At 64.8% G+C, this 15,389-nt stretch carries 20 protein-coding genes; 17 read left to right on the top strand and 3 right to left on the bottom strand.

The genetic code is table 11. The features are described 5' to 3' along the window. The first annotated feature begins 27 nt into the window (after positions 1-27). The 14 genes from DL238_RS03680 (at position 28) to DL238_RS03745 (ending at position 10,729) form a co-directional block, all read left to right on the top strand. Positions 28-1,851 carry a DUF885 domain-containing protein gene (locus DL238_RS03680; RefSeq protein WP_115491022.1) on the top strand — a complete coding sequence of 608 codons (1,824 nt, stop codon included), beginning with the start codon at positions 28-30 and terminating at the stop codon, positions 1,849-1,851. A gap of 223 nt (positions 1,852-2,074) precedes the next feature. Further along, complete coding sequence (locus DL238_RS03685) at positions 2,075-2,497, top strand: SUF system Fe-S cluster assembly regulator (protein WP_115491023.1); 423 nt, start codon at positions 2,075-2,077, stop codon at positions 2,495-2,497. Continuing rightward, a complete protein-coding gene (sufB, locus tag DL238_RS03690) occupies positions 2,494-3,987 on the top strand; it encodes a Fe-S cluster assembly protein SufB (protein WP_115491024.1) in 1,494 nt (497 codons plus the stop codon). Before DL238_RS03685 ends, sufB begins: the two co-directional genes overlap by 4 nt. Then, on the top strand, positions 3,984-4,604 hold the full coding sequence (locus tag DL238_RS03695) for a hypothetical protein (RefSeq protein WP_147290985.1): 621 nt from the start codon (positions 3,984-3,986) through the stop codon (positions 4,602-4,604). The genes sufB and DL238_RS03695 overlap by 4 nt, the downstream gene beginning before the upstream one ends. Next, positions 4,601-4,801 carry a hypothetical protein gene (locus DL238_RS03700; RefSeq protein WP_115491026.1) on the top strand — a complete coding sequence of 67 codons (201 nt, stop codon included), beginning with the start codon at positions 4,601-4,603 and terminating at the stop codon, positions 4,799-4,801. Before DL238_RS03695 ends, DL238_RS03700 begins: the two co-directional genes overlap by 4 nt. A 502-nt stretch (positions 4,802-5,303) precedes the next feature. Beyond that, complete coding sequence (locus DL238_RS03705) at positions 5,304-5,849, top strand: hypothetical protein (protein WP_115491027.1); 546 nt, start codon at positions 5,304-5,306, stop codon at positions 5,847-5,849. Further along, positions 5,846-6,448 carry a DUF559 domain-containing protein gene (locus DL238_RS03710; RefSeq protein ID WP_234030945.1) on the top strand — a complete coding sequence of 201 codons (603 nt, stop codon included), beginning with the start codon at positions 5,846-5,848 and terminating at the stop codon, positions 6,446-6,448. The genes DL238_RS03705 and DL238_RS03710 overlap by 4 nt, the downstream gene beginning before the upstream one ends. A 1-nt stretch (position 6,449) precedes the next feature. Next, the gene (gene sufC, locus DL238_RS03715) at positions 6,450-7,199 is read left to right on the top strand and encodes a Fe-S cluster assembly ATPase SufC (protein ID WP_115491028.1); all 750 of its coding nucleotides are present in this window, start codon (positions 6,450-6,452) and stop codon (positions 7,197-7,199) included. Further along, entirely contained in the window at positions 7,196-7,522 is a 327-nt protein-coding gene (locus DL238_RS03720) for a hypothetical protein (RefSeq protein ID WP_115491029.1), read from the top strand. The genes sufC and DL238_RS03720 overlap by 4 nt, the downstream gene beginning before the upstream one ends. Next, a complete protein-coding gene (locus DL238_RS03725) occupies positions 7,519-8,277 on the top strand; it encodes a SufD family Fe-S cluster assembly protein (protein ID WP_115491030.1) in 759 nt (252 codons plus the stop codon). The genes DL238_RS03720 and DL238_RS03725 overlap by 4 nt, the downstream gene beginning before the upstream one ends. Then, a complete protein-coding gene (locus tag DL238_RS03730) occupies positions 8,274-9,524 on the top strand; it encodes an aminotransferase class V-fold PLP-dependent enzyme (RefSeq protein WP_115491031.1) in 1,251 nt (416 codons plus the stop codon). Before DL238_RS03725 ends, DL238_RS03730 begins: the two co-directional genes overlap by 4 nt. 152 nt (positions 9,525-9,676) lie before the next feature. Next, positions 9,677-10,126 (top strand): SUF system Fe-S cluster assembly protein, encoded by a 450-nt coding sequence (locus DL238_RS03735; protein ID WP_115492751.1) that lies wholly within the window; start codon positions 9,677-9,679, stop codon positions 10,124-10,126. Continuing rightward, the gene (locus DL238_RS03740) at positions 10,126-10,482 is read left to right on the top strand and encodes a HesB/IscA family protein (RefSeq protein WP_115491032.1); all 357 of its coding nucleotides are present in this window, start codon (positions 10,126-10,128) and stop codon (positions 10,480-10,482) included. The genes DL238_RS03735 and DL238_RS03740 overlap by 1 nt, the downstream gene beginning before the upstream one ends. Positions 10,483-10,489: 7 nt before the next feature. Continuing rightward, positions 10,490-10,729: a hypothetical protein gene (locus tag DL238_RS03745; RefSeq protein WP_115491033.1), complete on the top strand. Its 240-nt coding sequence runs from the start codon at positions 10,490-10,492 to the stop codon at positions 10,727-10,729. 10 nt (positions 10,730-10,739) lie between these two features. On the opposite strand, the gene DL238_RS03750 is transcribed toward DL238_RS03745, so the two are convergent. Together DL238_RS03750 and DL238_RS03755 are read right to left on the bottom strand one after the other, a co-directional pair. Further along, positions 10,740-11,180, bottom strand: coding sequence for a hypothetical protein (locus DL238_RS03750; protein WP_115491034.1), 441 nt, complete (start codon positions 11,178-11,180; stop codon positions 10,740-10,742). Further along, complete coding sequence (locus DL238_RS03755) at positions 11,173-11,883, bottom strand: EI24 domain-containing protein (RefSeq protein ID WP_115491035.1); 711 nt, start codon at positions 11,881-11,883, stop codon at positions 11,173-11,175. Before DL238_RS03755 ends, DL238_RS03750 begins: the two co-directional genes overlap by 8 nt. 138 nt (positions 11,884-12,021) lie before the next feature. Here DL238_RS03755 and DL238_RS03760 point away from each other — a divergent pair, with 138 nt between their 5' ends. Next, positions 12,022-13,032: an adenosine kinase gene (locus tag DL238_RS03760; protein ID WP_115491036.1), complete on the top strand. Its 1,011-nt coding sequence runs from the start codon at positions 12,022-12,024 to the stop codon at positions 13,030-13,032. A gap of 37 nt (positions 13,033-13,069) precedes the next feature. On the opposite strand, the gene DL238_RS03765 is transcribed toward DL238_RS03760, so the two are convergent. Next, positions 13,070-13,384, bottom strand: a complete 315-nt coding sequence (locus DL238_RS03765; RefSeq protein ID WP_115491037.1) for a UrcA family protein — start codon at positions 13,382-13,384, stop codon at positions 13,070-13,072. A gap of 101 nt (positions 13,385-13,485) precedes the next feature. On the opposite strand from DL238_RS03765, the gene DL238_RS03770 reads away from it, so the two are divergent. Together DL238_RS03770 and DL238_RS16590 are read left to right on the top strand one after the other, a co-directional pair. Continuing rightward, positions 13,486-14,427: a LysR substrate-binding domain-containing protein gene (locus tag DL238_RS03770; protein WP_115491038.1), complete on the top strand. Its 942-nt coding sequence runs from the start codon at positions 13,486-13,488 to the stop codon at positions 14,425-14,427. 755 nt (positions 14,428-15,182) lie between these two features. Continuing rightward, entirely contained in the window at positions 15,183-15,383 is a 201-nt protein-coding gene (locus DL238_RS16590; protein WP_115491039.1) for a KTSC domain-containing protein, read from the top strand. The last annotated feature ends 6 nt before the right edge of the window (positions 15,384-15,389 follow it).

The following is a 15,389-nucleotide window of genomic DNA, read 5'->3' on the forward strand; positions in this document are numbered from 1 at the left end:
CCAAGCATCATTCTGGAGAGAGCCTGCATGAAGACCGCCCCCCAAACTGCCCTGATCCTTCTTGCAAGTCTGGGCCTCGCGGCCTGCGCAACCACTCCGGTCGACACGACCGCCATGACGCCGCCCGCGCCCGTCGCTGCGCCCGAACAGGCGCCCGCGGACATCAACACACTGTTCGATTCCTACGACGAAGCGCAGCTCGCGACGAGCCCGCTGACCAAGGCCTATCGCGGCATTCGCGACGAGGATTACGGCGAGTGGGGGGACTTCACCGACGCGGCGCAGGTGCGCGAAGAGGCCATGCTGCAATCCTACGCGGACCGGATGCGCGCGGGTTACGAGGTCGCGAGCCTGCCGGAAAAGGACGCCCTTTCCTACCGCCTGTTCGAGGCCGTGGCGCAGCGTTCGGCGTCGCTCTTCCCGTACCGCGACTACGGCTACATCTTCGACCAGATGAACGGCGCGCAGAGCCAGCTGCCGGCCTTCCTCATCAATATCCACGCGGTGCAGAATGTCGATCACGCGCGCGATTACGTCTCGCGGATCGAAGGGCTCGGCGGCGTGATGGACACGCTGACCGCGCAGTCGCGCGACCAGGCCGATGAAGGCATCATGCCGCCCGACTGGGTCTACCCCTATGTCATCTCGGACATTCGCAACCTGCTCGAAGCGGGCGAGGACAGCGCAGTGCTGGAGGATTTCCGCGACAAGGTCGATGCGCTCGATGGTGTCGATGCAGATACGAAGGACGGGCTGAAAGCCGATGCGACCACGGCCTGGACCACCTCCGCGGTGCCCGCCTACCGTCGCCTGCTCGCCGAAATGGAGCGCCAGCAGGCCATGGCGCCGACCGATGACGGCATCTGGCGCTTCCCCGAGGGTGAGGCCTATTACGCCGCTCTGCTGAAGAACTACACGACCACCGACCTCACCGCGGACCAGATCCACCGGATCGGGCTGCAAAATGTCGAGCGCATTCATAACGAGATGCGCGAGATTATGGATCGGGTCGGCTTCGAAGGCACCTTGCAGGACTTCTTCGAATTCACCCGCACCGACGACCGCTTCTATTACGACACGCGCGAAGCCTATCTCGCCGATGCGCAGGAGAAGCTCGACGCGATGGAAGCGAAGCTGCCCGAATTCTTCGCCACGCTTCCCAAGGCAGCGCTCCGGGTGAAGCCGGTCGAGGCGTTTCGCGAACAGAGCGCGGGCAAGGCCTTTTACCAGAGCCCCGCGCCTGATGGTTCACGACCGGGCACCTATTACGTGAACCTGTATAACCTGAAGGATATGTCCAAGAACGAGCTGGAGGCGCTCGCCTATCACGAAGGCCTGCCCGGCCATCACCTCCAGCGCTCGATTCAGACCGAGCTGGGCGACGTGCCGCCCTTCCGCCGCTTCGGCGGGGTGACCGCCTATACCGAGGGCTGGGGCCTCTATTCGGAGGAGCTGGGCAAGGACATGGGCTTCTACACCGATCCCTACGCCGACTTCGGTCGGTTGCAGATGGAGCTGTGGCGCGCCTGCCGGCTGGTGGTCGACACCGGGATCCACGACAAGCGCTGGAGCCGCGAGCGGGCGATCCAGTATCTGTCCGACAACACGCCGAATCCCGACGGCGACATCCGCAAGGCGATCGAGCGCTACATCGTCTATCCGGGCCAGGCGACCGCCTACATGATCGGCAAATTGAAGATCATGGAGCTACGCGAAGCTGCGCGCGCCGAGCTGCGCGAGGATTTCGACATCCGCGCATTCCACGATGTCGTTCTGCTGCCCGGCCCGGTGCCGCTCGATATCCTCGAGGAGAATGTCGAGGCGTGGGTGGCGAGCGAGAAGGCATCCTAGAATCCTCCCCGTTTTTCCCGAAGGGACAAATGGGGAGGTGGCGCGCGCCGAAGGCGCGCGACGGAGGGGCAATGGCGTTGGCTCTTCCCCTCCACCACCGCCTGCGGCGGCGGTCCCCCTCCCCATTTGCGACTTCGTCGAAAACGGGGAGGATCGGTTGCTAACGACTCGCAAGTGTCGGGTTTTGGTTGAAATCGGACTGATTTAGTCCGAATTGGCTGGCATGCGCCTCAGCAACCTTGCCGACTACGCCATCGTGATCATGGCCGCGACCGCTCGCAAATGCGGTGGCGGGCGTGTGTCGTCGGCCGATCTGGCGCAGGAAACCGGCATTCCCGTGCCAACCGCGCAGAAGATCGTTAGCAAGCTGAGCGCGGCTGGCCTGCTGCGGTCCACGCGCGGAGCGGGCGGCGGCCTGCAGCTGGCGCGGCCTGCGGCGGCGATCAGCATGGCCGACATTGTCGAGGCGATCGAAGGTCCGATCGCGCTCGTCAGCTGCATCGAGACCGGCGATTGCGCGGTCGAGCACGAATGCAGCGTCAAACCGCACTGGCCTGTGGTTAATGCCGCAGTGCGCGGCGCGCTGGCCGACGTCTCGCTGGCGAAAATTGCAGGCGCAGTCCCTGCGCAGAAAGAAGTGGCATGAACGAAACAGTCGACCTCAAGAAGCCCGAGCAGGATCAGGAAGCCAGGGAAGCGGCCGCGAAAGCCGCCGAATACGAGTTCGGCTGGCATTCGGATATCGAGACCGACTACGCGCCCAAGGGGCTCAGTGAAGACACGGTCAGGTTCATCTCGGCCAAGAAGAAAGAGCCCGAGTGGATGCTCGAATGGCGGCTCAAGGCGTTCCGCAAATGGCTGACCATGGACGAGCCCGACTGGGCGAAGATCGGCTATCCGGCGATCGACTACCAGGACGCCTATTACTACGCCGCGCCCAAGAAGAAGGAAGAGCTCGAAAGCCTCGACGAGCTCGATCCCGAGATCAAATCGGTCTACGACAAGCTCGGCATCCCGATCGCGGAGCAGGAAGTGCTCGCCGGGGTGAAGGGCGCGAAGAAGGTCGCGGTGGACGCGGTGTTCGACTCCGTGTCGGTCGCCACCACCTTCCGCGAGGAGCTGGAGCGTGCGGGCGTCATCTTCCGCTCGATCTCCGAAGCGATCCGCGAATATCCCGATCTGGTGAAGAAGTGGCTCGGCAAGGTCGTGCCGCAGAACGACAACTACTTCGCCTGCCTCAACTCGGCGGTCTTTTCCGACGGCACCTTCGTCTACATCCCCGAGGGCACGCGCTGCCCGATGGAGCTCTCCACCTATTTCCGTATCAATGCGGAGAACACCGGCCAGTTCGAGCGCACGCTGATCGTGGCCGAAAAGGGCAGCTATGTCAGCTATCTCGAAGGCTGCACCGCTCCGATGCGCGACGAGAACCAGCTCCACGCCGCCGTGGTCGAGCTGGTCGCGATGGACGATGCCGAGATCAAGTATTCGACCGTGCAGAACTGGTATCCCGGCAACTCAGAAGGCGTCGGCGGGATCTACAATTTCGTCACCAAGCGCGGGCTGTGCCAGGGCGCGCGCAGCAAGATCAGCTGGACCCAGGTCGAAACCGGCAGCGCGGTGACGTGGAAGTATCCGAGCTGCGTGCTGAACGGTGAGAATTCCGTGGGCGAGTTCTACTCGGTCGCGGTCACCAACAACCACCAGCAGGCCGATACCGGGACCAAGATGATCCACAACGGCAAGGGCAGCCGTTCGACGATCATCTCCAAGGGGATCAGCGCCGGGCAATCGAACAACACCTACCGCGGGCTGGTCCGCGTGGCCGCCAATGCCGAGGGCGTTCGCAACCGCACCGAGTGCGATTCGCTGCTGCTGGGCGACCGCTGCGGCGCGCACACCGTGCCCTATATCGAGGTGAAGAACCCCACCGCGCAGATCGAGCACGAGGCGACCACCAGCAAGATTTCGGACGACCAGCTGTTCTACGCGCAGCAGCGCGGGCTGGACGAGGAAGCGGCGATCGCGCTGATCGTCAACGGCTTCGCCAAGGAAGTGCTGAAGGAGCTGCCGATGGAATTCGCAGTCGAAGCGCAGAAGCTGCTGGCGATCTCGCTGGAAGGGAGCGTGGGGTGAGACACGCTATCGCGCTGGCAATCGCACCGATGCTGGCTATCGGCTGCGCGGATGCGTCCGACGCGTCGGAGTTGCCGTCAGTCCTTCCGCACGTAGAGACCCTGCGCCCGTTGATCGCGTGTATCGCGGAAAGAGTCGAGCAGAGCGACGAAACCGAAGAATGGAGCGGGGGTGCGCCTCGCGGGCCGGCGCAAAGCTCGGCGACGGTCGCTGCCTGCCAAGCGGAGAGCGGGGTCACCATCAGGCAGGTCAGCAATCGCGAGCCGACCGACTTCACCGATCCGGAATTTGCCAAGCAGGGCGTGTTCTTTATGGCATTGATGACGTTCGGCGACCACCGCGATCATCTGACCGTCGAGGAGTTCGACGAGGCAATGGCCATCGCTCGATGTCTGCAGCAGGAGCAGATCGTCAAGGGACAGATTCTTCGCAAAAGCCCCGGGGAAGCGCACGAAATCACAATGAGTGCGATGGATAAATGCGTGCCGAACCATCGAGAGTATCTTCGGAATCCGGAAGATATGTCGCTGCTAGGTCGCAGCGGGTTCCTCGGCAACACGATCGGGCGATTGAACCTGCGATATGTTGAAGCGGCGAGTGCGGGAGAAGGAACATGACCGACCGCAAAACTCTCCAGCTCCGCGACCCGTCCGAGAGCGATTCCGCCACCCCCGCCGTCAAGCGCAAGGGCCGCGGGTGGGAGATCTCGGAGAAGCGCCTCGATGCGCTGCACGATCGTGCGCGCGAGATGCGTCGCCGGAAGAACGAGTCCCCAAGGCCGCTGGCGATCTCGCTGGAAGGGAGCGTGGGGTGAAGCGCTGCCTGACCATCGCGCTTCTCGCGCTCGTGCCCTCCACGGCGTTTGCCAAAGACGTCGAGCGATATTCTGTGCCCGAGATCGTGCGGAACTCTTTGCCTGGCCTGCAATGCTATCATGACGAGGTCGAAAAGGCGGGCCTGTACAATGAGCCCGAGGCTCAGACGGATCAAAGCACCAAGGGGGGGCAGGGACGACTTCAGAATATCGTCGAGAGTTGTCAGCTCCGCGAGGGTGCCGACAATTCGAAACAGTTGCTGGCAGCTGCGAACCCGTCATTGACTGCGCGGGATGTCTCGCAAACTGTCGATCGGGTGTATGGAACCCTTATCCAGTTCCACCGCATGAGAATGGATGTTCGCACGGAATATAGGTGGGTTACTGGCAGGCGCGGGAATCGAGGTATTTTTGAAACAAATGGGTGTCGAACCTCCGCGCAAAAAAAGATACGTCACAACCGTACCGATTGCGCCCTCATCACAGGATCGCGAACCGGACGATGACTGACCGCAAAACGCTCTGTCTTCGCGAAGCCTCGGAAAGTTTCGCCGCGCGCGCGACGCAGCGCCGCAGTCGTGCACCTGCCGCCAGTGTAGCAGTGCTCGCGTCGATCTCGCTCGGTGCGTGTGCTGGCTCGCCCGATGATGAAGCCGCGCGGATGGCGGACGCGATGGCCGAGCCCTATCTCCGATGTTACGAAGACGTGCGCGAGCGCGACATTGCGGTTCTTGGATCCGACGAATGTTTCGCTTTTGTCGAGGCCCATCGTGAATTGCAGAATCATTTTTCCGATCGCGCTTCATCGTTTCATGATTCGCTCGGCGCTCGGATATCTCGCAAGCTTGGATGGGAGCGCGAACCTCCCTGCAGCAGAAAGTGTTTGCGCACCCACTTCCGCACGAGCCTGATGCGCGAGCAATTCGCCTTCCTTATCGTTGAGGAAGTGGGCGTGGAGGATGGCCGGGCCTATCTCGTTCCCCAGGCATGGGACGCGCTGCGGGAGCGGCAGAACGCACCGCGCGCTCTCGAGGACAATTCCAAATGACTGACCGCAAGACCCTCCAGCTTCGCGAAGCATCCGAGGACACAACCGCGCCCGCCGTCAAGCGCAAGGGCCGCGGGTGGGAGATCTCGGAGAAGCGCCTCGATGCGCTGCATGATCGTGCGCGCGAGATGCGCCGCCATGCGAGCCCGGCGCACAAGGCGCTGGCCGAAAAGTTCTCCAAGGCCGATTTCGGGCGTTACTCCTTCAGCCGCTTCGCGGTGGTCGGAAGCGCGATCGTCGATTTCAACTCGCACAACATGGGCCTCGCGATCCTGATCGACGAGGAGGGCGTCGAACCCGCCATCGCCACCCGGCGCGACAAGAGCCTCGAAGCGGTCGGCATCCGCGTGGTCCACGTGCCCGCCGCCGATATCCTTGCCGATATCGACGCGGTGCTGGCCAAGCTGACGCAGGAAATGCGCGCCGCCATCGCCGACCGCAAGGAAGCGCGCCGCCGCCACGAGGCCGAAAATCCGCGCCAGACCAAGCCGCGTTACGACCGCGCCGGCAACGGCCCGCCGCGAAACCAGCGCAATTCCCATCCCGGATCGAACACCACGCGCAGCGATCGCACGCCGCGCGACGACAACAGGACCTAAAATGCTCCAGATCGATAACCTCCACGCCGAAATCGACGGCACCAAGATCCTCAACGGCCTCACGCTCAGCGTGAATGCAGGCGAGATTCACGCCATCATGGGCCCCAACGGCGCAGGCAAGTCGACGCTTGCCTATGTGCTCGGCGGACGGCCCGGATACGAAGTCACCGAAGGAAAGGTCTTCTTCCGCGGCGAAGACCTGCTGGCGATGGACCCGCACGAACGCGCGGCGGCCGGCCTGTTCCTCGGCTTCCAGTACCCGGTTGAGATTCCGGGCGTCTCCAACATCCAGTTCCTGCGCGAAGCCTTGAACGCACAGCGCACTGCGCGCGGGCAGGAGGCGATGACCGGCGGCGATTTCCTCAAGCTCGCCAAGGAAAAGGCGGGCCTGCTCAAGCTAGACATGGAAATGCTCAAGCGACAGGTGAATGTCGGCTTTTCGGGCGGCGAGAAGAAGCGTGCCGAGATGGTCCAGATGGGCATTCTCGATCCGTCCTTCGCCGTGCTCGACGAAACTGACAGCGGCCTCGACATCGATGCGCTGCGCGTCGTGGGCGACGGGATCAACGCGATCATGCGCAATCCCGACAAGGGCGTGCTGCTGATCACGCACTACCAGCGCCTGCTCGAGGTGGTCGAGCCGACGCATGTCTCGATCCTCAGCAAGGGCCGTATCGTGAAGACCGGCGGGCCCGAACTGGCCACCGATCTGGAACGCGAAGGCTACGACGCGGTCATGGAGGACGCATGATTACCGCACTCGCCCTGCTCCTCGCCGCCCCCGCAGCGCCCGTCGCTTTGCCTGCCGCCAATGAACCGGAGGTCGACATCGTGGTGGTGGCCCGGAGGCTCGACCGGATCGCCTTCAACGTCGCGCAGGACCGCGAGGGCAGCTGGCACTGTTCGATGAACGGGTCGAGCGGCAACCCGAAGCTCGATTCGCGCATGTGCAAGGAAGTGACCGATTGCGTGCGCAAGAAAGGCGCCGCCGATGCTCAGGTAAAGGCCTGCGTCACCGGCACGAAAGAGAAGGTGCTCGCGCGCTTTCGCAAGGAAATGGCGAGGCGCAAATGACCGACAGCATTCTCCTCCCCACCCGCAAGGATGAAGCCTGGCGCTATTCGGATATCGACGCGATCCAGGACACCCCGCCCGCGACGTTCGAGGCATGGGAAGACGTGCACGTCGCCGCCGGCGAGACGTGGCGCGACTTCATCGTGATCGACGATGCGGACGGCCTGCAGATGCGCCGTCTGCGGATCGTGATCGAGGAAGGCGCGCGCGCCGAACTCGCCGCGCTGGTCGCAGGCGGCCAGCTCGGGCGGCTCGAAGTGGTCGTCACGCTGGCCGAGGGCGCGCATTTCGAGCTCGGTGGCATCACGCTCGGCGGGCACGACACCACGCGCGAGATCGTCACCCGCATGGCGCACGAGAAGCCCGGCGCGACCAGCAACCAGACCGTGCGCAGCGTCCACTGGGGCAAGGGCACGGGCAATTTCCTCGGCCGGATCGACGTCGTGCGCGATGCGCAGAAGACCGACGCCGCGCAGAGCTTCAAGGGCCTGCTGCTCGAGAAGGGCGCGAGCGTGAACAGCGTGCCGCAGCTCGAAATCTATGCCGACGACGTCCAGTGCGCGCACGGCGCGAGCGTAGGCCAGCTCGACGAGAATGCTCGCTTCTACATGGCCGCGCGCGGCTTGCCGCCCGAGACCATCCGCCGCCTGCTGGTGCAGGCCTTCATCGGCGATGCGACGCGGGAACTGGCGGACGAGGCCACGCGCGAGGCGCTGCTCGAAAAGGCGCTGGGCAAGCTGGAGGAGCGGGCATGACGCAAGCGGATACGCTCACCCGGTCGGATGGGGCGGTCGGCAAGGGGGCGGTCGGCAAGGCCGACTTCCCCGGCATGTTCACCGAGGACGGCGAGCCGTGGCACTATCTCGATAGCGCGGCCTCGGCGCAGAAGCCGCAGGCCGTGATCGACGCGATGAGCCGTGCGCTCGGCAAGGAATACGCCACGGTCCATCGCGGGGTCTATTCGCGCAGCGCGCAGATGACGCGCGGCTACGAAGCGGCGCGCCAGCGCGTCGCGGACTTCATCGGCGCGGCCTCGCAAGACGAGATCGTCTTCGTGCGCGGCGCGACCGAAGGCATCAATCTGGTCGCCAGCAGCTGGGGCGATGCGAATATCCGCGAAGGCGATCGCATCATGCTTTCCATGCTGGAGCATCATTCGAACATCGTGCCGTGGCAATTGCTGGCCGGACGTGTAGGCGCGCAGATCGACGTCTGCCCGCTGACCGAAGACGGCCAGATCGACCTCGATGCGCTGGAGCGCATGCTCACGCCCGACCACAAGATCGTGGCGCTGTCGCACCTGTCCAACGTGCTCGGCGGCCGGCTCGATGCAAAACGCGCGGCGGGTCTCGCGCATTCGGTCGGTGCCAAGCTTCTGCTCGACGGCTGCCAGGCGGCCCCGCGCGAGCCGCTCGACATGCAGGCGCTCGATTGCGATTTCTACGTATTCTCCGGCCACAAGCTCTACGGTCCGACCGGGATCGGCGTGCTGTGGGCGCGCGAGGATATTCTGCAGGCCATGCCACCTTATCAGGGTGGCGGCGCGATGATCGACCAGGTGAGCTTCACCGGCACGACCTACGCGCCCGCGCCGCAGCGCTTCGAAGCAGGCACGCCGATGATTACCGAGGCGATCGCGCTGCATGCTGCGATCGACTATGTCGCACAGATCGGTACGGCCGAGATCCGCGACCACGAAGCCGCGCTGGCGAAACGGCTGCGCGAGGAGCTCGCCCGCATCCAGGGTGTGTGCGTATTCGGGCCCGCCGACGGGCTCGGCATCGTGTCCTTCGAACTGCCGGGGGTTCACCCGCACGATCTGGGCACCATATTGGATGAAGAGAACGTGGCGATCCGCGCCGGGCACCATTGCTGCCAGCCGCTGATGGACCACCTGGGCGTGCCCGCCACCGCCCGCGCCAGCTTCGGTCTCTACTCCGACGAGAGCGATATCGAGGCGCTGATGCGCGGGATCGATCGCACGCTGAAGATATTCGCCTGAGGACTATGACGATGAGCGAAGACAACGAAAAAGACTTCATTGCGGCCCCGTCGCCCGCCGACTCGGTGACCGACCTGCCGCCGCATCTGGCGCGCTCGGAAGGCAATGCCGGGCAGGCGGCGGAGCAGGTGCTGCCGCAACATGTCCAGGACATGCCGGAAAAGCCGCCGCGCGCCCGGGTCGAGGATGCGGTCGATCCGGACGAGGAAACTGCGGGAGAGAAGCTGTCGCGCAAGCGCGACTATCTCGACGGCTTCCTCAAGAAAAAGCCCGAAAGCGCGGGCGAGGCCGGTGCGGGCGGTGAGCTGCAGCAGGCGGTGGTCGAAGCATTGAAGGAAATCTACGACCCCGAAATCCCGGTCAATATCTACGATCTGGGCCTGATCTACGGGGTCGAGGTGTCCGAGGACAAGGACGTGGTCGTCACCATGACGCTCACCACGCCGCATTGTCCGGTCGCCGAGAGCATGCCCGCCGAGGTCGAAATCCGCGCGGGCTCGGTACCCGGCGTGCGCGATGCCGAGGTCAACCTCGTCTGGGACCCGCCATGGGGGCCCGACAAGATGACCGACGAAGCGCGCCTCGAACTGGGAATGTTGTAATGGCCGAAACGAAAATCCGTGAACGCCCCGCCGCCGTCACGCTGACCGAAGGTGCCGAAGCGCGCATCGCCGCGCTGATGGCCAAGGCGCCCGAGGACGCGATCGGGGTGAAGCTTTCCACGCCGCGCCGCGGCTGCTCGGGGCTGGCATACTCGGTCGACTACGTTTCCGAGGAACAGGGCTTCGACGAGAAGATCGAGACCCCGGGCGGCACGTTCTATATCGACGGCGCTTCGGTGCTCTATCTCGTCGGCAGCGTCATGGACTGGGTGGAGGACGATTTCTCCGCCGGGTTCACGTTCGAGAACCCCAACGCCAAGGGAGCATGTGGCTGCGGCGAAAGCTTCATGGTATAGCAAAGCCATGAACCCCGCCGCCAACCTCGTCGCCCGCGTCGTAGCGCTTGCCGTTGCGCAGGGCCTGAGCAGTCGGTCGCGGCGCAGCGTGGAGCAGCAGGCTCCATGGCTTTTCGATAAGCGCATCACGCCGAAGCGGCGTCGCAAGCCGCCCGAGGCGGGCATGCCCGTTCCCGCAATCCCGCCGAAGGGCCCGCTGCCCATGCAGGGCGGGGCGCAGGCGCCGCTCGATTTCCGCGAGGACTAGGGGCCCGGCGCTAGCGCCGCAGTGCCTGCGCGCAGGCGACCCGGTCCACATCCAGCGCATCGCTCGCCCGGCGGGCCTCGACATAGGTCGCGGTCGGCTCGGCGCCCGGCGCAAGCGGATAGAGGAACACGTCGAGCACGCATTGCTCGCCCACGAATTGCAGCTTGCGGGCGTCCCCTTCCAGCACGTCGAGCCGGGCGGGGCCGAAGATCTGTTCGAGCTGGCGCGCGCGCGATCCGATCACGTATTCCAGACCCGCCACATTCATCACCCGCGGCGCGATGAACGCGCCCGGGGCCGCGGGCCGCGGATCGGCCGGCGGGATCGGCACCGTGCGCGGCGGCGCGCGCCCCGTGCCTTGCTGCGGAACGTTCGGCGGGGCCGGCGTCGCGCAGGCGGCGACCAGCGGCACGAGCGCAAGGGCGAGGGCAATCTTCGAAAACTTATGCATCGCGCATGCGTCCTTGCACGAGATGGGTTGCAGCAGCCGCGCCGATGATCGGCGCGAGGAAATTGAGGCCGGGGATGGTCAGCATCCCGGCAATGACGAGGCCCAGCGCAAAGCGGGTGCCGCGCCCGATCGGCGGCTTCTGGTCACGGTCGTGCCGATGGCGCAGCCACGCCATGTCGCGCAGTTCGCGCCCCAGCAGCCAGGCATTGACCACCGCGAACAGCACCACCGTGCCCACCCCGGTCACCAGCAGGACGAGCGCCAGCGGCAGGATCGCGATGTTGACAAGCACCACCCGGACCGCGCCCTTGAAGCCGATCCACATGCTCTCGCCAAAGCCGATCCGCCGCGCATCCGCGAGCGCCTGCGGATAATATTCCGCCTCGACCACTTCGACCACATCGTCGGCGAAGAACTGGATCGCGGCGAGTGCGGTGACGCGGAACAGCAGCCAGCCGCCCAGCACGACCGCCAGCAGCGTGCCGATCGTCGCCACGATCTCGGCGGATGCCGGCGGCAGGGTGTCGTCGAGCAGCGATCTCAGTCCGCGGTCGACCAGCCACATCAGCCCCAGATAGAGCAGCGCGCCGACGGCCACGAACAGCAGCAGCGTGACGATCAGCGATTTGAGCAGGAGCCACAGGACACGGCGGTCCGCCAGCTGCGCGAAGGCACGGGCAAGGGATGCGGGCAGCGACGTCATGGACCCGGGCTTTTCCGTGTGTCGGCGTGCCAAGTCAATCGCCTGCGCACCATCACCGGCCTTGGCCCCGGCTCGCTTGGTCGCTAGGCCGTGCGGCAATTCGCAATTCACGCCCAGTTACCCGGAGACCGACCCATCATGGCCGACCCCAAATACGACGTCATCGCCATCGGCAACGCCATCGTCGACGTGATCGCCCCCGTCACGCACCAGTTCCTCAAGGACGAGGATCTGCCCGCCGGGTCGATGCGCCTGATCGATGCGGAGCGTTCGGTCGATCTCTACGCCAAGATGGGCGCGACCAAGGAAATCTCGGGCGGCGCGGCCGCCAACACGCTGACCGGCGCGACCATGCTGGGCCTCAAGACCGCCTTCATCGGCCAGGTCGCGGACGACCAGCTGGGCGAAATCTACCGCCACGATCTCACGTCGGTGGGCGTCAGCTTCGAAACCCCCGCGCGCGCCTATGGCGACAGCGAGGACGAGCCGCCCACGGGCCGCTGTCTCGTGCTGGTCGATCCCGATGGCGAGCGTACGATGAACACCTCGCTGGGCGCATCGCAGTTCCTGCCCGCCGCCGCGATCGACGACGATCTGATCGCCAGCACCAAGGTGCTGTTCCTCGAAGGCTACCTGTGGGACCCCGAAGAGCCGCGCGCCGCGATGCGCCGGGCGATCGAGGTTGCGCGCAAGGCGGGCGTCAAGATCGCCTTCGCCACCTGCGCCGATTTCTGCGTCCACATGCACGGGAAGGATTTCCGCAAGCTGATCGACGACGGACTGATCGACATCCTGTTCGTGAACGAGGAAGAGGCCGGCATCCTCGAAGGCACCGATCCCGATGCCGCGTTCGAAAGCCTGGCGAAGGACGTGCCGGTCGTGGTGATGACCCGCGGGGCCGACGGCGCGATCGCGGCGCGCGGCGACGAACGCGCCAAGGTCGCGCCCGAGCCGGTCGACAAGGTGCAGGACCTGACCGGGGCAGGCGACCTCTTCGCCGCCGGCTTCCTCTCGGGCTATTGCCGCGATGCCAGCCTCGAAGAGAGCCTCGTGCGCGGCGCGGTGGCGGCAGGCGAGGTCATCTCGCACTGGGGCGCGCGGCCCGAGGCGGACCTGAAGGCGCTGGTGGCGAAGCGGCTGGAGGCCTGAGCGCCGGGCAGCGCGACCGAAGGGGCAGCCCCCCGTATCAGTCGCGCTTGTCCTCCGGCTGGACCAGCTGTGCCTCGGCGATGATCCGGGCCCGCAGCTGCGCCACTTCGGTCCGCAGCTGCGCGATGCACGCCTGCGCTTCGGAAGCTGTCCGGACCGAGCGTGAGTGGGGCAAGCGGCACACGGCCTTGACCGCATCGTCGAGCCTGCGGTCGAGCCGTGCCTGTCCCGCAGAACTCCCCAGATCGAGGTCGTTATAGCTGACGAGAGCCCGGTTCTCGCCGGGGTCTGCCAGTGTCGGACTGCTGCCAGCGGTGAGCGTGATGGCAACGGCGAATGCGAGCGCTTTCATGATGGTTTCCTTTTTGCTGACCCCGCAGGAATGACGGGTCGCCGCGCGCAAAACCAATCGAAAGGCTGGCCATAGATACAAGCTGAGCTTATGCTTGGCGTATGCGCCAGCTTCCTCCGCTTGCAGCCGTCAGGGCGTTCGAAGCCGCCGCGCGGCATCGCAACTACACCCGCGCCGGGGAGGAACTGGGGCTGACGCAGGCGGGCGTGAGCTACCAGATCAAGAGCCTCGAACAGCGCGTGGGCACCGTTCTGTTCGTGCGCGAAGGCCGCGCGATGCGGCTGACCCCGGCGGGCGAGGCGTTGGCGCAGCGGGTCTCGCAGGCCTTCACGACGATGGAGAGCGCCTTCGCCGCGCTCGCCAAGACCGAGGAGCAGGTGCTCTCGATCGCCTGCTTCCAGACCTTCGCGACCAAGATCCTCGCGCCGCGCCTCGGCTCCTTCCAGCTTGAGCATCCGGAAATCGCGGTGCGGCTGGTGGTGGGGGACGCGTTCGTCGATCTTGAGGCGGGCGAATGCGACCTCGCGATCAGGCTGTCGCGCGAAGAGCCGGTGGGATTGCAGGTGCATCGACTCAACCGCCTCGGCATCGCACCTTTCGCCAGCCCGGGGTTCGTCGCGGCGCACGAAATCCTGCAAGCGGAAGATCCGGACATCGCGGAAGACCAGCGCATCTCGCCCAATAATGTCTGGTGGCGCGAATGGGACGATGCGCGCTGCGCCTCGCACGAGATGACGGAGCGGCAGCCGCGCGGGCTCGAATTCGATTCACAGCAGCTCGATGCCGCCGCCGCGATCAGCGGAAACGGCGTCGCGATCCTTGCACCGACACTCTTCCACACCGAGCTGACCGATGGCCGGCTCGTCCGGGTCGGCACCCGCATCGTGCGTCCGGGCGGCTATTTCCGCCTGCTCTACCCCGAGGTCCGCGGTCATTCCCCCAAAGTGCGCGCCTTCCGCCAATGGCTGATGCGCGAGATCGAGCCGTGCCTCGCGGCTGACCCGGGGTGCCGGGAGGATTGGGAGAGAGCGAGCCGGGGGTGACGTGCTCTCGAAGGTTTCGGAGCAGTGCGGACAAGTCTGCGTCAAGTCGCTTAGGGCTGGCCTGTCAATGAAAGGGCGGCATCCAGCAATGTCTCGCTCGACAAGAGCCAGATCTGCGGCGCTGTGATCGCAGCCGACATGATCTCGCCTTTGCCCGCGCGGTCCAAGGGGACGTAAAAGCGCTGGTGGCGAGCCGCTGGCTAGAGCGAATCGAAACGCGTGAAGGGGCCAGAAGTCAATTGGAAGAGCGTTCTTGAAGCAACGCCAAAGCCCATCGACGAAGCACTCGCTGTGGATAAGCACAGTTATCCACCGTCAAAAGAAATTACTTGTATTGTCGAGGGCGCAGGATTTCCGCCGAGTCCCGAGTAGGCTTCGGTGCCCCTAGCTGGCAATATTACTTATCCGCGATTTCCACAGGCTTGTGCCCCTTGCGTGAGGCGGCAGCCTGATTCACATTAAGTATAGACAACGAAAAGCCGAGCCTCTTTCGAGGCCCGGCCCATCGTTCGCCGGGAAAGCCCTGAGGCCATCCGGTGCGAAACAGCTGCGTCAACAGCGTGTGCAACGTGCGCACGTTTGCTGCTTCGGTCAAGGCCTCGTAGATCGAAGGAGGTCCCCATGGGACGTAAGGTGCCGCGCCAAACGGCGCATCGTAGTTCGGTGAACGGTCGTTTCGTAACCGAAAAGTTTGCAGACAGAAATCCACGAGAAACCGAAAAAGAGCGGATCAAGCGACCCGACTGGACTCGCTGATGTTACGCGCAACATTTAGTTCCTCGGCGATTTCAAGCGCGAGCTACAACCCGGTAACAGGTGGCTTGCACATCGTTTTCACAAGTGGTCGGGGCTACGACTTTTGCGGTGTCCCCGAGGCGGTATGGCGGGGATTATGTTCCGCCGGGTCGACGGGCACTTTTTACAACGAGGTCATCCGCGACCACTACCAATGCTAACTTGGC

The organism is Alteriqipengyuania lutimaris (genome assembly GCF_003363135.1).
Taxonomy (GTDB): Bacteria; Pseudomonadota; Alphaproteobacteria; order Sphingomonadales; family Sphingomonadaceae; genus Alteriqipengyuania; species Alteriqipengyuania lutimaris.

Bases quoted from the DNA above. Each gene is read 5' to 3' on its own strand.
- DL238_RS03730 (WP_115491031.1), top strand. From the start codon at position 8,274: ATGACGCAAGCGGATACGCTCACCCGGTCGGATGGGGCGGTCGGCAAG.
- DL238_RS03745 (WP_115491033.1), top strand. From the start codon at position 10,490: ATGAACCCCGCCGCCAACCTCGTCGCCCGCGTCGTAGCGCTTGCCGTT.
- DL238_RS03725 (WP_115491030.1), top strand. From the start codon at position 7,519: ATGACCGACAGCATTCTCCTCCCCACCCGCAAGGATGAAGCCTGGCGC.
- DL238_RS03750 (WP_115491034.1), bottom strand. From the start codon at position 11,180: ATGCATAAGTTTTCGAAGATTGCCCTCGCCCTTGCGCTCGTGCCGCTG.
- sufB (WP_115491024.1), top strand. From the start codon at position 2,494: ATGAACGAAACAGTCGACCTCAAGAAGCCCGAGCAGGATCAGGAAGCC.
- DL238_RS16590 (WP_115491039.1), top strand. From the start codon at position 15,183: ATGTTACGCGCAACATTTAGTTCCTCGGCGATTTCAAGCGCGAGCTAC.
- DL238_RS03735 (WP_115492751.1), top strand. From the start codon at position 9,677: ATGCCGGAAAAGCCGCCGCGCGCCCGGGTCGAGGATGCGGTCGATCCG.
- DL238_RS03705 (WP_115491027.1), top strand. From the start codon at position 5,304: ATGACTGACCGCAAAACGCTCTGTCTTCGCGAAGCCTCGGAAAGTTTC.
- DL238_RS03770 (WP_115491038.1), top strand. From the start codon at position 13,486: ATGCGCCAGCTTCCTCCGCTTGCAGCCGTCAGGGCGTTCGAAGCCGCC.
- DL238_RS03720 (WP_115491029.1), top strand. From the start codon at position 7,196: ATGATTACCGCACTCGCCCTGCTCCTCGCCGCCCCCGCAGCGCCCGTC.
- DL238_RS03685 (WP_115491023.1), top strand. From the start codon at position 2,075: ATGCGCCTCAGCAACCTTGCCGACTACGCCATCGTGATCATGGCCGCG.
- DL238_RS03700 (WP_115491026.1), top strand. From the start codon at position 4,601: ATGACCGACCGCAAAACTCTCCAGCTCCGCGACCCGTCCGAGAGCGAT.
- DL238_RS03755 (WP_115491035.1), bottom strand. From the start codon at position 11,883: ATGACGTCGCTGCCCGCATCCCTTGCCCGTGCCTTCGCGCAGCTGGCG.
- DL238_RS03740 (WP_115491032.1), top strand. From the start codon at position 10,126: ATGGCCGAAACGAAAATCCGTGAACGCCCCGCCGCCGTCACGCTGACC.
- DL238_RS03680 (WP_115491022.1), top strand. From the start codon at position 28: ATGAAGACCGCCCCCCAAACTGCCCTGATCCTTCTTGCAAGTCTGGGC.
- DL238_RS03710 (WP_234030945.1), top strand. From the start codon at position 5,846: ATGACTGACCGCAAGACCCTCCAGCTTCGCGAAGCATCCGAGGACACA.
- DL238_RS03760 (WP_115491036.1), top strand. From the start codon at position 12,022: ATGGCCGACCCCAAATACGACGTCATCGCCATCGGCAACGCCATCGTC.
- DL238_RS03765 (WP_115491037.1), bottom strand. From the start codon at position 13,384: ATGAAAGCGCTCGCATTCGCCGTTGCCATCACGCTCACCGCTGGCAGC.
- sufC (WP_115491028.1), top strand. From the start codon at position 6,450: ATGCTCCAGATCGATAACCTCCACGCCGAAATCGACGGCACCAAGATC.